At 60.1% G+C, this 13,655-nt stretch carries 13 protein-coding genes; 8 read left to right on the top strand and 5 right to left on the bottom strand.

The window, feature by feature from the left end; genetic code table 11:
• Positions 1-84: 84 nt before the first annotated feature.
• The 7 genes from P3G59_RS21335 to P3G59_RS21305 all read left to right on the top strand — a co-directional run bounded on the left by P3G59_RS21335 (position 85) and on the right by P3G59_RS21305 (position 7,582).
• Positions 85-1,740, top strand: a complete 1,656-nt coding sequence (locus tag P3G59_RS21335; protein WP_277758858.1) for an AMP-binding protein — start codon at positions 85-87, stop codon at positions 1,738-1,740.
• A gap of 31 nt (positions 1,741-1,771) precedes the next feature.
• Positions 1,772-2,215 (top strand): hotdog fold thioesterase, encoded by a 444-nt coding sequence (locus tag P3G59_RS21330; RefSeq protein WP_277758857.1) that lies wholly within the window; start codon positions 1,772-1,774, stop codon positions 2,213-2,215.
• A gap of 277 nt (positions 2,216-2,492) precedes the next feature.
• Positions 2,493-3,299 (top strand): alpha/beta hydrolase, encoded by an 807-nt coding sequence (locus P3G59_RS21325; RefSeq protein WP_277758856.1) that lies wholly within the window; start codon positions 2,493-2,495, stop codon positions 3,297-3,299.
• Positions 3,296-4,150 (top strand): alpha/beta hydrolase, encoded by an 855-nt coding sequence (locus P3G59_RS21320; RefSeq protein ID WP_277758855.1) that lies wholly within the window; start codon positions 3,296-3,298, stop codon positions 4,148-4,150. The genes P3G59_RS21325 and P3G59_RS21320 overlap by 4 nt, the downstream gene beginning before the upstream one ends.
• A 115-nt stretch (positions 4,151-4,265) precedes the next feature.
• Positions 4,266-5,072 carry a DUF4892 domain-containing protein gene (locus tag P3G59_RS21315; protein WP_277758854.1) on the top strand — a complete coding sequence of 269 codons (807 nt, stop codon included), beginning with the start codon at positions 4,266-4,268 and terminating at the stop codon, positions 5,070-5,072.
• Positions 5,073-5,141: 69 nt separating this feature from the next.
• Positions 5,142-6,194 (top strand): AI-2E family transporter, encoded by a 1,053-nt coding sequence (locus tag P3G59_RS21310; RefSeq protein ID WP_277758853.1) that lies wholly within the window; start codon positions 5,142-5,144, stop codon positions 6,192-6,194.
• 209 nt (positions 6,195-6,403) lie between these two features.
• Positions 6,404-7,582, top strand: a complete 1,179-nt coding sequence (locus tag P3G59_RS21305; RefSeq protein WP_277758418.1) for an IS481 family transposase — start codon at positions 6,404-6,406, stop codon at positions 7,580-7,582.
• 911 nt (positions 7,583-8,493) lie between these two features.
• Here P3G59_RS21305 and P3G59_RS21300 read toward each other — a convergent pair.
• From P3G59_RS21300 to P3G59_RS21290, 3 genes are all read right to left on the bottom strand, one after another.
• A complete protein-coding gene (locus tag P3G59_RS21300) occupies positions 8,494-9,351 on the bottom strand; it encodes an EF-hand domain-containing protein (RefSeq protein WP_277758852.1) in 858 nt (285 codons plus the stop codon).
• A gap of 231 nt (positions 9,352-9,582) precedes the next feature.
• Positions 9,583-10,635, bottom strand: a complete 1,053-nt coding sequence (locus tag P3G59_RS21295; RefSeq protein ID WP_277758851.1) for an ATP-binding protein — start codon at positions 10,633-10,635, stop codon at positions 9,583-9,585.
• A complete protein-coding gene (locus tag P3G59_RS21290) occupies positions 10,635-11,396 on the bottom strand; it encodes a response regulator transcription factor (protein WP_277758850.1) in 762 nt (253 codons plus the stop codon). The genes P3G59_RS21295 and P3G59_RS21290 overlap by 1 nt, the downstream gene beginning before the upstream one ends.
• 283 nt (positions 11,397-11,679) lie before the next feature.
• Here P3G59_RS21290 and pyrF point away from each other — a divergent pair, with 283 nt between their 5' ends.
• A complete protein-coding gene (gene pyrF / locus P3G59_RS21285; RefSeq protein ID WP_175553485.1) occupies positions 11,680-12,378 on the top strand; it encodes an orotidine-5'-phosphate decarboxylase in 699 nt (232 codons plus the stop codon).
• Between the two features lie 84 nt (positions 12,379-12,462).
• On the opposite strand, the gene P3G59_RS21280 is transcribed toward pyrF, so the two are convergent.
• A complete protein-coding gene (locus P3G59_RS21280) occupies positions 12,463-13,467 on the bottom strand; it encodes an NADP-dependent oxidoreductase (protein ID WP_277758849.1) in 1,005 nt (334 codons plus the stop codon).
• On the bottom strand, positions 13,464-13,619 hold the full coding sequence (locus P3G59_RS21275) for a hypothetical protein (RefSeq protein ID WP_277758848.1): 156 nt from the start codon (positions 13,617-13,619) through the stop codon (positions 13,464-13,466). Before P3G59_RS21275 ends, P3G59_RS21280 begins: the two co-directional genes overlap by 4 nt.
• Between the last annotated feature and the right edge of the window lie 36 nt (positions 13,620-13,655).

Genomic DNA, 13,655 nt, shown 5'->3' with positions numbered 1-13,655 from the left:
GAAATTATTTGTTTGAATTTTCCAACCAAGCACTTGCTTGGTTGACTACGCTTGCTCCAGACCCAAAAAACAGGAGCGAGTCGCATGTCTGCCGCCTTCCGTTTGCCGCTGGACGTGTTCTACGAACGTGAAGCCCGCCATCCGCGCCAGCGCTTCCTCGTGCAGCCCATCGGCGGCGGGCAGGTCGAGACGCTGAGCTGGGCCGACGTTGGCCATCAGGCCCGCTGCGCCGCACATTGGTTGCGCGCCCGTGAGTTGCCGCAAGGTAGCCACATCGCCCTGATCTCGAAAAACTGCGCGCACTGGATCATCGCCGACCTGGCGATCTGGATGGCCGGGCACGTCTCGGTGCCGCTGTATCCCAACCTCACCGCCGACTCCGTTGCGCAAGTGCTCAATCACTCGGAAAGCCTCCTGGCGTTCATCGGCAAGCTCGACGACTGGCCGGGCATGTCCAGAGGCGTGCCGGCGGATCTGCCGACCATCAGCCTGCCGTTGCATCCGCCCGGTGAGTTCGATTTCAGTTGGGCAGACTTGCAGCGCAGCTCACCGATTCAGGACGATCCGCGCCCGGCCGCCGAGCAACTGGCGACCATCATCTACACCTCCGGCACCACCGGCCTGCCCAAAGGGGTGATGCACAGTTTTGCCAATCTCGGTTTCGCCACGACCCGTGGCACGCAACTGTTCGGGCTCAACGAGAACGACCGGCTGCTGTCGTACCTGCCGCTGTGTCACGTTGCCGAACGCATGTTCGTCGAACTGGCCTCGATCTACACCGGGCAGACGGTGTTCTTTGCCGAGAGCCTCGACACCTTCATCACTGACCTGCAGCGTGCGCGGCCGACTGCGATGTTCGGCGTGCCGCGCATCTGGACCAAATTCCAGATGGGCGTGTACAGCAAGATTGCGGCGAAGCGTCTGGACTTCCTCCTTGGGTTGCCGTTCATTGGCAAACGGGTCGGGCACAAAGTGCTGGCGGGGCTGGGGCTGGATGCTTTGCGCGTGGCGCTGTCCGGCGCGGCGCCAGTGCCGCAGACCTTGCTCGCCTGGTACCGGAAACTCGGCCTCGACGTGCTCGAGGTCTACGGCATGACCGAGAGCTGCGGCTACTCGCACATCTGCCTGCCCGGGCAATACAAACAGGGCTGGATCGGCAAGCCATGCCCGGATGTCGAGGTGCGTATCGACGAGTCGGGCGAGGTGCAGGTGCGCAGTCAGGCGAACATGCTCGGCTACTTCAAGGAACCACAGAAAACCGCTGAAACGCTGACGGAGGATGGGTTCTTGCGCACCGGCGACAAGGGCGAACAGGATGCCGAAGGGCGCCTGCGCCTGACCGGGCGACTCAAGGAAATCTTCAAGACCAGCAAGGGCAAATACGTTGCCCCGGCGCCGATCGAAAATCGCCTGGCGGTGCATTCACGCATTGAACAGGTGTGCGTGGTGGGTGATGGTTTAAGCGCGCCATTGGGTTTGTGTGTGCTGTCGAGCGTCAATCAGGAAGAGGGGCGCGCGAGCCTGCATTCGAGTCTGGAAAAACTGCTGGAAGAGGTCAACGCCGTGCTCGACAAACACGAACGCCTGCGTCGACTGGTGGTGGTCAAGGACAGTTGGGCGGTGGAAAACGGTTTCCTCACGCCGACGCTGAAGATCAAGCGCAATGTCATCGAAGACACCTATGGCGCCCGTTTTGAAGAATGGAGCGCGCGCAGCGAGGCGGTGCTGTGGCAGGATTGAGCGACCACTACAACAACAAAGGAAGTCTGCGATGAGCTTGTGGCGTACCACTCCAAACATCGAGCAGTTGAACGCGATCCAGAAAAACACCATTGGCGAAGTGCTGGACATCCGCTTCGAAGCGTTCGACGAGGCGTCGCTGACCGCGAGCATGGTCATCGACCATCGCACTCATCAGCCCTACGGCTTATTGCACGGCGGCGCATCGGTGGTGCTGGCGGAAACCGTTGGTTCGATGGCCAGTTATTTGTGCATCGATGCCAGCAAGTTTTATTGCGTCGGCCTTGAAATCAACGCCAACCATCTGCGCGGCTTGCGCAGTGGCCGGGTGACGGCGGTGGCCACGCCGATTCACCTTGGCCGCACCACTCATGTGTGGGATATCCGTTTGACCAGCGACGAAGGCAAGGCCAGTTGTGTGTCGCGGCTGACCATGGCAGTGGTGCCGTTGGGCGAGCAGCCGCCCTCACTCTAACCCTCCCCCAGAGGGAGAGGGGACTGACCGAGTGGTTTATTCGAAGTACATCGACCTGAGATACCGAGTCGAATACAGATTCGCAAAAGCATGGAGATCTGCTCCCTTTCCCCCCTCGCCCTCCTGGGGGAGAGGGTTGGGCTGAGGGGGTAGCGATCCGACTGACTCACCATAGCCTTGACCGGACTGTCATCATTCCTGGCAGTTACGGTCATTGCTGTAGGGCGCGGTCTTACGGACAATCAACGCCACGTTTCCCGCTCATGGATTTTCCGGTATGTCGCAACCGATCTTTTTCGCCCACGCCAACGGGTTCCCCTCGGGCACCTATGGCAAGTTGTTCGCGGCGCTGGCGCCTGAGTACCGGGTTGCGCATCTGGAGCAGCACGCCCATGACCCGCGTTTCCCGGCGGACGACAACTGGTACAACCTTGTCGACGAGTTGATCCACCATTTGCAGCAGCAGGATCAGCCCGTTTGGGGTGTCGGCCATTCTTTCGGTGGCGTGTTGCATCTGCACGCAGCGCTGCGTTGCCCGGAGCTGTATCGCGGCGTGGTGATGTTGGATTCGCCCGTGCTGACCCGCACCGATCAGTGGGTGATCCGTGCGGCCAAGCGCTTTGGATTCATCGACAGACTGACCCCGGCCGGGCGCACGTTGGGGCGCCGTGAAGAGTTTGCCGACCTCGACAGTGCGCGCAACTATTTCGCCGGCAAGACCTTGTTTCGTGGTTTCGATCCGGAGTGTTTCGACGCCTACCTGCAACACGGTTTGCATCAGGTCGGCGACAAACTGCGTCTGCGTTTCGACCCGGCCACCGAGATCAGTATCTATCGCGGCGTGCCGCACACCAGCCCCGGCCGTACCCGTCAATTGCAAGTGCCGCTGGCGGTGGTGCGCGGGCACAAGAGTCGAGTGGTCATGCGTCATCACACCCGTTTCGTTTCGCGTCTGGCCCAGGGCGAGGCGTTGAGCATGCCCGGCGGGCACATGTTCCCGCTTGAGCGCCCGCAGGACACCGCACGGTTGTTGAAAAACCTGTTTATCCGTTGGGAAAACCGTCAGGACAAGGATTGCGCATGAGCCCGACCTTCGAAGAAGTGCGCCTGAGCTTGCCGCATATTGAACTGGCTGCGCATTTGTTCGGGCCCGAGGACGGTGTGCCGGTGATCGCGCTGCATGGCTGGCTCGACAACGCCAACAGCTTTGCCCGTTTGGCGCCCAGGCTCAAAGGCTTGCGCATCATCGCGCTGGACATGGCCGGGCACGGGCATTCCGGGCATCGACCCAACGGCGCCGGCTATGCGCTGTGGGATTACGCCCATGACGTGCTGCAAGTCGCCGAGCAACTTGGCTGGAAACGTTTCGGCCTGCTCGGGCATTCGATGGGCGCCATTGTCTCGATGGTGCTGGCGGGTTCGTTACCGGAACGCATCACTCATCTGGCGCTGATTGACGGCGTGATTCCTCCTACAGACAAAGGCGAAAACGCTGCCGAACGCATGGGCATGGCCCTGCAAGCGCAACTGGATCTGCGCGACAAACGCAAACCGGTCTACAAGACCCTCGACCGTGCTATCGAAGCGCGGATGAAGGGGCTGGTCGCGGTCAGTCGCGAGGCGGCTGAACTGTTGGCCCAGCGCGGCTTGATGCCGGTGCCGGGAGGCTACACCTGGCGCACCGACAATCGCCTGACCCTGCCATCGCCACTGCGTCTGACCGAGGAACAGGCGATGGCCTTCGCGCTTCGGGTCAGTTGCCCGGCGCATTTGGTGGTCGCGGCTGACGGCATGCTGGCCAAACATCCCGAGTTGCTGGAGCGTCTACCCTTTAGCCGGGAACAGTTGGCGGGCGGGCACCATTTGCACCTGAACGATGAGGCCGGGGCCGACCTTGTCGCAGACTGTTTCAATCGGTTCTTCGCCATTCCTTGACTTGCTGCGGGCAACTGTCGAGGCTGGTCGGGTTGAAATGGGAGACAACCACGATGGATTTCTACACCGCTGCGACCTCGAATTACCCAGTCATGCCGATCCGATGAGCCTGACTATGCGGTCACTCAGTCTGTTGGCACTGTGCTGTTTCAGTACCGTTTCGTTCGCCGCCGATGTGCCGGGCAGCCAGGATCTGCAGATCGTGCCGCGTCTGGCCGATGCGCAGATCGTCGACTATCGCCCGCCCGCAGAACTTGAACGGATCTATCCGTTGGGTTCGATCCGCAAGATCAGCGGGCAACTGCGTTTCGACGGCCAGGTCACCGCTCGCGGCCAGACCACGTCGGTAACCTACGAGTTACCCCCCGAACATTCGGCCACCGAAGCCTTCACCGCCGCCCGCGAGGCCCTGCAAAAGCAGGACGCCGAATTGCTGTTCTGGTGTCAGGCGCGTGATTGCGGGGAAAGCAGCCTGTGGGCCAACGAGGTCTTCGGTAATTCCAAACTGTATGGTGCCGACGAGCAACAGGCTTATCTGCTGCTGAGGCTGGCCGCGCCGCGAGACAACACGCTGGTGGCGCTTTACAGCATCACCCGTGGCAATCGCAAAGCTTATCTGCATGTCGAACAGTTCGAGGCGGTTGCACCGCTGGGTGAGTTGCTGCCGACCTCGGCGACGCTGTTGCGCCAGCTCAAAAGCACCGGTGAGCTGGATTTCCCTGATCGAGTGAATGACCCGGATGACACCTGGCTACGCCTGATTTCCCGTGGCCTTAATCTCGACACGACCTTGCGCGTAACGGTGTCAGGGCCCAAGGCCGAAGCCTGGCGCCAGGCGCTGATCAATCAGGGCGTGCGTGCGGCACGCATGGAAACCGGCAGTGTCGAAGGCTCTGGCCTGCGCATCGATCTGTTGCGATAAGCTGTTTCGGGCGAGCACGAACCGCGTGTTCGCCTACTCTTTGCCTGACTGACTTTTTCGAGACCTTACATGCTCAATAACGATCGCCTGCTGGTGCAGATCCTGCTGCTGGTGTTGTTCGGTGCCAGCCTCTGGGTGATGGCGCCATTCTGGTCGGCGCTGTTCTGGGGCGCGGTGCTGGCGTTTGCCAGTTGGCCGCTGATGCGTCTGTTGACCCGTTGGCTCAATGGCCGTGAATCGCTGGCTGCAGCGATTCTGACGCTGGGCTGGATGTTGCTCGTGGCCGCGCCGCTGGTCTGGCTGGGGTTCAACGTCGGCGATCATGTGCGTGATGCCACTGCGTTCATCAAGGATGTGCAGGTCGACGGCCTGCCAGAGGCACCGGTGTGGCTGGGGACTTTGCCGTTTGTGGGCGAGCGCCTGGTCGGGCTGTGGAACAGCATCGATCAGCAGGGCGCCGCATTGATGGTGTCGATCAAACCTTATCTGGGGCAGGTCGGTAACTGGCTGCTGGCGCGCAGTGCGCAGATCGGCGGCGGGATTCTCGAGCTGACGCTGAGCATTGTCTTTGTGTTCTTTTTCTACCGTGACGGGCCGCGACTGGCGGCATTTGTGCACAGTCTGCTGGAGCGATTGATCGGGGATCGTGCCGGGTATTACATCGAGTTGGTGGCCGGTACGGTGCAGCGGGTGGTCAACGGGGTGATCGGGACGGCGGCGGCGCAGGCGCTTCTGGCGCTGATCGGGTTTTTGATTGCCGGGGTGCCGGGGGCGCTGGTGCTGGGGATTGTCACCTTCCTGCTGAGTCTGATTCCGATGGGGCCGCCGTTGGTGTGGGTGCCGGCGACGGCCTGGCTGGCGTGGAAGGGTGAGTACGGGATGGCGGTGTTTCTCGGGATCTGGGGGACGTTCATCATCAGTGGCGTGGACAACGTGCTCAAGCCGTATCTGATCAGTCGCGGGGGGAATTTGCCGTTGGTGATTGTGTTGCTTGGGGTGTTCGGCGGGTTGATTGCGTTTGGGTTTATCGGGTTGTTTATCGGGCCTACGTTGTTGGCGGTGGCTTATAGTTTGTTGACGGATTGGAGCAAGAGTCAGTCGCGGGTTGAGGAGCGGCGGTAGCGGTTTTGGGTTTTTGGTTTTGGGTGTATATCCGTTGCTTCGGGTGTTGCTGATTAGGGTTCCGCCCTTACGGCGGGTCACTTTTGACAAACGCCTCAAAAGTAACCAAAAACGCTTGCTGGTATGACTCACCCACATAGGTAACAAAACAGTTCAAGCACATAGGTAACAGTTTTTAACTGGCACTGGTCGATTCCGAGGATCTGACCATGCCGTGGCGAGAGCTGAAACCTATGGACCTTAAAGTGATGTTCATCGCCGACTATCTGTCCGGTCGGCTCAACTTCAGTCAACTCTGTGCGGCTCACAGCATCAGTCGCAAGACTGGCTACAAGTGGGTGGCCCGCTACAACGCGGACAGCATCAATGGCTTGGCGGAGTGCAGTCGCAAGCGTCATTCTCAAGCACAGGCTGTGCCGTTTGCGGTCAAAGAAGCCATTCTTGAGCTGCGGCGCCAAGGTCAAACCACGCCGGGCCCGAAAAAGATCCAGACAGCCCTGCAAGAGCGGTTTCCAGATCAGCCGCCGCCCTCCAAAACCACGATCTACAACGTGCTTAAAAAAGCGGGGCTAGTGGTGTCTCGACGGTTGCGTCAGCGTGTCGCTGTCTATCCAAAACCACTCCAGAAAGCCGACCTTCCTAATCAGCTCTGGAGCGCTGATTACAAAGGCCAATACCTGACAGGAGACGGTGTCTGGTGTTACCCGTTGACGGTAATGGATCACGCCAGTCGATTTTTACTGGCTTGTGAAAGTATGCCGAGCACGACTTTCAAGGACGCCAAAGCCACCTTCGAACGGTTATTTAAGACGTATGGGATGCCTGAGCGGATCCGCACTGATAACGGTGTCCCTTTTGCCAGCGGCGGGCGTGCGGGGTTATCACAATTATCCATTTGGTGGGCTCGTCTAGGCATCATTCATGAGCGGACTCAACCTGGGCGACCTGAGCAAAACGGACGGCATGAACGCATGCACCGCACGCTTAAAAGTACATTGCCAAGACCGCCGGAAATTGAGTGGGGAGCTCAGCAGAAGCATTTTGATCTGTTCATGCAGCACTATAATCATGAGCGTTTTCATGAGGCATTGGGGCAGAAAACCCCGGCCTCTTGCTACATCAGCTCTTCACGGGTATTTCCGAGAAAGTTGCCGGAGATGAAATACCCCAGCCATGTTGAGGCATACCGAACGGACTCCAACGGCGTAGTGAACAAAGGAAGGCTCAGAATCTATGTGGGCTATGTCCTGAAACATCAGATAGTCGGATTGGAGAGCATCAGCGAGGGTGTTTGGGACATCATCTTTGGGCCTGTTCTACTGGGACGTGTTGATGAACGAGACGCTAAGGATGGTTATCTGACGCTCAAAGTAATCAAAAATAAGTGATCAGGTGTTACCCATGTGCCTGAACTTAACTGTTACCTATGTGGTTGTCCCGTTCATGCTCCTACGTGCGGCCCGCTCGCTGAGGCTCGGGGTCCCTTCGCTCCGGGATCGATCCGGGCGCAGCGCCTACGGTTTGCTTCGCTGCACCTCCTCTCGCTGGGTTTGGCTTCGCCAAACGGTCGCTGCGCTCCCACCCCCCGGATCAATCCCTCCACTCAGCCTTCCGATGTCGCCTTACAGATCAAAAGCTGCAGCCGAGCTAACGCTCATCCTGTTGAGTGGTGAAGAGCGGGTGTTCGGCTTTGGTTTTGTGGTGGATTCGCCCCTCACCCCAGCCCTCTCCCGAGGGAGAGGGAGCCGATTTGCGGGCTTTTCAAGATCTGAGTTCAACGCGGTATTGCACGTCGGCGTACCTTCCCCAAACACCTCGGTCAAGTCCCCTCTCCCTCCGGGAGAGGGCTAGGGTGAGGGGCTCTTGATCTGGCTTGTGATCTTGCTTTGGCTTTGGCTTTTGACTTTTTGCCCCATCGGCAGGCCGAGCGGAGGTGTTCATCCGGGGGTAGGCGCGCAGCGCCGTGCGGCGCAGCCGCATACATCGAGAGGAGGTGCAGCGAAGCAAACCGTAGGCGATGCCCCCGGATGGACACCGTAGCGAGGGAACACTGAGCCTCAGCGAAGTGCCGTACGCCAGGGGCAAAGCCTTTTGCTTACTTTTCGGCGTTTGGAAAAGTGAGTCGCTGTAAGAGCGAAACCGCCAGCGGCAACACCCGCAGCAACGGATATGCCCCCAAATCCCCAGCCCCCCAAACCCCAACTCACCACGCAGGAGCTGCCGAAGACTGCGGTCTTTTGATTGAAAAAAATCAACGACAAAAGATCGCAGCCTTCGGCAGCTCCTACAGAAGGGCAATTTACGTGGCGACGTTGAGGTATTTGCCCACCGACGCCGTTTTCTCCAGCGAATACTGCTTGCTCAAATTGGCGATCATGCGATTCAGCGCTTCAGTCGTGTTCTGCGTTGAAGCGGTCTGCTCTTCATCCGGCCGTTCACGCCCCGCCTGCAAAGCTGCTTTCAGTTCATCGCTGCTGACACCGCCACTGCTGTCGCTATCGAGCACCTTGAGCAGTGCGGCACTAGTGTCGGTGCTGGTCGTTGCAGCGCTGCTGTCGCTGGCTTGCAGTGCGCTGCCGAGTTCTGTCGCGGTCACGCTGCCGTCGCCATCGGCGTCGAGTTGGCTGAACAGTTCGTCGCTGTTGATTTGCGCTGGTGGCGGGGGCGGAGGGGGCAGGCTGGCGGTGAGTTCGTCCTGGCTGACGGTGCCGTCCTTGTTCTTGTCGAGGGCGGAGAAGATTTCGTTGCTGTCGGCGCTGCTGCCGGCGCTGGTCAGGCCGCTGCTCAGTTCGTCACTGCTGATGGCCCCGTCGCTATCGGTGTCGAGGGCGCTGATCAGGGCGTCGGCGAGGTCGGTGTCCGGTGCTTGATCATGGGGCGGTGGCGGGGGAGGCGCCATGGCGGTCATTTCTTCGGCGCTGAGGCTGCCGCTGTCGTCGCTGTCCAGGTCGCCGAACTGTTTGCTCAGGTTGACCAGCAGGCCGTCGTCGGACTTCTGCGACAGGGCGCTTTTCAGCTCGTCCTGATCCACTGCGCCGTCGCCGTTGCTGTCGAGTTTGGCAAACAATTCTTTTTGCAGTTGCTGGCTGCGCGCGTTTTGCGTGGAGGTGCTGCTGGTGCTGGTATAGCTCGTGTAGTTGCTGACGCTACCGATCATCGGACTCACTCCCTGGAATGGAAAACCGGTGGGTGTACCGGCTTATGCAGCCTCAGGGCGCAAGTTGTCGGGGGTATGTGGGATTTGTACCGGTGGGTACACAGACCAAAACACACCACAAACCCCTGTAGGAGTGAGCCTGCTCACGATAGCTGTCTATCAGTGACATTTGCTGTGACTGACACACCGCTATCGCGAGCAGGCTCACTCCTACATTGAATTGTGTGTTTCTCAGGAGCGCGGCAGGCGAATGATGGCGGTAAGGCCGCCGCCGGGGGTTTCTTCAAGATTGAGCTGGCCACCCAAACGCTGCGCTGCCTCGCGGGCAATGGTCATGCCCAGGCCGACACCGCCGGAGTTGCGATTGCGCGAGCCTTCCAGCCGATAAAACGGTTCAAACACCGCTTCACGCTTGTCCTCGGCAATCCCCGGGCCGTGGTCGATCACGTGGATGAGCAACTGCTCGCGCTGATCCTGCATCTCGATGCGGACCTGGCCGGCATAACGCAAGGCATTGTCCATGAGGTTGTTGATGCACGAACGCAGCGCCATCGGCTGCACCGGCAACGGTGCGCAGTGGCCGCTGACCTGTACGTCGGCGCCTTGGTCCTGAGCGTTTTCGCAAAGTGACTCGACCAGCGCCTGCACATCCATCAACTGCAACGCTTCGCTGGTGCGCTGTTCGTGCAGGTAGGTGAGGGTGGCGTCGAGCATACCGATCATGTCGTCCAGATCCTGACGCATCTGGCCTTGCAGCTTTTCATCGCTGATGTTTTCCAGACGCAGCTTCAGGCGTGACAACGGTGTCCGCAGATCGTGGGACACCGCGCCAAGCATCCGTGCGCGCTGCTGCACCTGTTCGCGAATGCGCCGTTGCATCAGATTGAAGGTATGCGCCGCTTGGCGCGCTTCCCGTGGGCCGGATTCGTCGAGCGGCGGGCTGTCGAGGTCTTCGCTGAGGCGTTCGGCGGCGTCGCTCAGGCGCTGGATCGGGCGACTGAGCAGCTTGGCGCCGTACCACGCCGCGATCATCAGTGAGATGAACTGAAACGTCAGCGGTACCAACGGCCCGCCAAACCATGGGCGCGGTGGACGGGGTTCGAAGCGCGGATCCATTGGCGGACGCTGGCCGTCGACACCCTCGGAGAATTCCGGCGGTGGTGGCGGCGGAGGCGGCGGACCGTAGTGGTGGAACCAGGCAAAAGCCAGCAAGTGCGCCAGGACGATCGCCACGAACAGCATGCCAAACAGGCGGCCGAACAGCGTGTCGAAGCGCGCTCGCATCAGCCGATGTCCCGCGCGTCGAACAGGTAACCCTCACCGCGTACGGTTTTGATCAACTGCGGGGCTTTGGGATCGTCGCCGAGTTTCTGGCGCAGGCGTGACACCAGCAAATCTATGCTGCGGTCGAAGGCTTCGATCGAGCGACCGCGCGCGGCGTCGAGCAGTTGTTCTCGGCTGAGCACTCGGCGCGGGCGTTCGATGAAAACCCAGAGCAAACGGAATTCGGCGTTGGACAGCGGCACCACCAGGCCATTGTCGGCGATCAACTGACGCAGGACGCTGTTCAGGCGCCAGTTGTCGAAGCGGATGTTCGCCCGTTGTTCGGTTCGATCATCGCGCACCCGACGCAGGATGGTCTGGATACGGGCGACCAGTTCGCGCGGTTCGAACGGTTTGGCCATGTAGTCATCGGCGCCCAGTTCCAGGCCGATGATACGGTCGGTCGGCTCACAGCGGGCGGTGAGCATCAGGATCGGAATGTCCGATTCGCTGCGCAGCCATCGGCACAGCGACAACCCGTCTTCGCCGGGCAGCATCAGGTCGAGCACCACCACGTCGAAATGTTCGGCCTGCATCGCCTGCCGCATCGCCGCACCGTCGGTGACGCCGCTGGCGTGGATATTGAAGCGGGCGAGGTAATCGATCATCAGCTCGCGAATCGGCACGTCATCATCGACAATCAGCGCGCGAATGTTCCAGCGCTTGTCGTCTTTAGGCTCATCGGTCGCGGTCATTTGGGTGTTGTGCATGAGGCTGTTCATCTGCCAGTAGGCCGCCAACCACAAAAGATGGGCTGCGAGGTGGTGGTTTCAGCATAGGCGTCCAGCCGCAAGGCGGGAAGTGCTGATGTAAGGACGTGTTGCGGCTGGCGAGGCTAGCGCCGGTGCTTGTTGCTGGCGTGTCGGTTGTGTATCGGAGTCGACACAATAGCAGCGAGCGCTATCCTGATCACGGAGGGGCGACGATTTACCGATCATCGGGTGCCGCGCCGCCGCCGGTTCCGCTACAATGCGCGCCGATTTCGACCTGCCTGAGAGCCCATTCATGTCCGCCTGCCAGACTCCTATCATCGTCGCCCTGGATTTCCCCACCCGTGACGCCGCACTGAAGCTGGCCGACCAGTTGGACCCGAAACTGTGCCGGGTCAAAGTGGGCAAGGAACTGTTCACCAGTTGCGCCGCCGAAATTGTCGGCACCCTGCGTGACAAGGGTTTTGAAGTATTCCTCGACCTGAAATTCCATGACATTCCCAACACCACCGCGATGGCCGTGAAAGCCGCTGCCGAGATGGGTGTGTGGATGGTCAACGTGCATTGCTCCGGCGGCCTGCGCATGATGGCGGCCTGCCGTGAAGAGCTGGACAAGCGCAGCGGCCCGCAACCGCTGCTGATCGGCGTGACCGTGCTGACCAGCATGGAACGTGAAGACCTGGCCGGGATCGGTCTGGATATCGAACCGCAGGAACAAGTGCTGCGTCTGGCGGCACTGGCCGAGAAGGCCGGCATGGACGGTCTGGTGTGCTCGGCGCTGGAGGCCACGGCACTGAAAACTGCACATCCGTCGCTGCAACTGGTGACCCCGGGCATTCGTCCGGCCGGCAGTGCGCAGGACGACCAGCGCCGTATTCTGACTCCGCGTCAGGCGCTGGATGCCGGTTCCGATTATCTGGTGATTGGCCGCCCGATCAGTCAGGCGGCGGATCCGGCGCAGGCGCTGGCGTCGGTTGTAGCCGAAATCGCCTAAAAGATCGCAGCCTTCGGCAGCTCCTACAGGGTTATGTGACACCTGTAGGAGCTGCGGCACGCTGCGATCTTTTGATCTTCGCCGCTAAACCTTGAGCACCAACTTGCCGAAGTTCTCGCCGCTGAACAATTTCATCAGCGTCTCCGGGAACGTCTCCAGGCCTTCGACGATATCTTCCTTGCTCTTGAGCTGCCCCTTGGCCATCCAGCCGGCCATTTCCTGCGCAGCGCTGGCGTATTGCGCGGCATAATCCATCACCACAAAACCTTCCATTCGCGCACGATTGACCAGCAGCGACAGATAGTTGGCCGGACCTTTGACCGCTTCCTTGTTGTTGTACTGACTGATCGCGCCGCAGATCACCACGCGCGCTTTCATGTTAAGCCGACTCAACACTGCATCGAGGATGTCGCCGCCAACGTTGTCGAAATAAACGTCGACGCCTTTCGGGCATTCGCGTTTAAGCCCGGCGACTACGTCTTCGGACTTGTAGTCGATGGCGCCGTCGAAGCCCAGTTCATCAATGAGGAATTTGCACTTGTCGGCACCGCCGGCAATGCCCACTACACGGCAACCCTTGATCTTGGCGATCTGCCCGGCAATGCTGCCCACCGCCCCTGCTGCGCCTGACAACACCACGGTGTCGCCAGCCTTCGGTGCGCCGACATCCAGCAGCGCGAAATAGGCGGTCATGCCAGTCATGCCCAGTGCTGACAGATACACCGGCAGCGGTGCCAGTTTCGGATCGACTTTGTAGAAACCTCTTGGCTCACCGAGGAAATAATCCTGCACGCCAATGGCGCCGTTGACGTAGTCGCCGACCGCAAAGCCCGGATTATTCGAAGCAACGACTTTGCCTACACCCAACGCGCGCATGACTTCGCCGATACCGACCGGCGGGATGTAGGACTTGCCCTCGTTCATCCAGCCACGCATGGCCGGGTCAAGGGACAGGTATTCGTTCTTGACCAGAATCTGCCCCGCCGCCGGTTCACCCACCGGGACTTCCTGATAGGTGAAGGTCTCGCGGGTTGCCGCGCCCACCGGGCGTTTGGCGAGCAGGAACTGGCGATTGGTCTGGTTGGTCATGACAGGCACTCGAACGGAATGAAGCTTTGTTGATAGACCTTCGCCAGCGATGACGCAAGGTTGGCCGCCGCGGCGAATGCACGCCGATCCAGTGCAGTGATGATCACTGCACCGCTTTTATCACTGCAACGCATGGGCACATAAACAGCCATTTGATAGTGCTGACGTTCGGCAGACCGCAATGGCTA

It is taken from the genome of Pseudomonas sp. A34-9 (assembly GCF_029543085.1).
Lineage (GTDB): Bacteria > Pseudomonadota > Gammaproteobacteria > Pseudomonadales > Pseudomonadaceae > Aquipseudomonas.
Note: the sequence above shows the minus strand (reverse complement) of the source record. Positions and strands in the feature narration are given on the sequence as shown.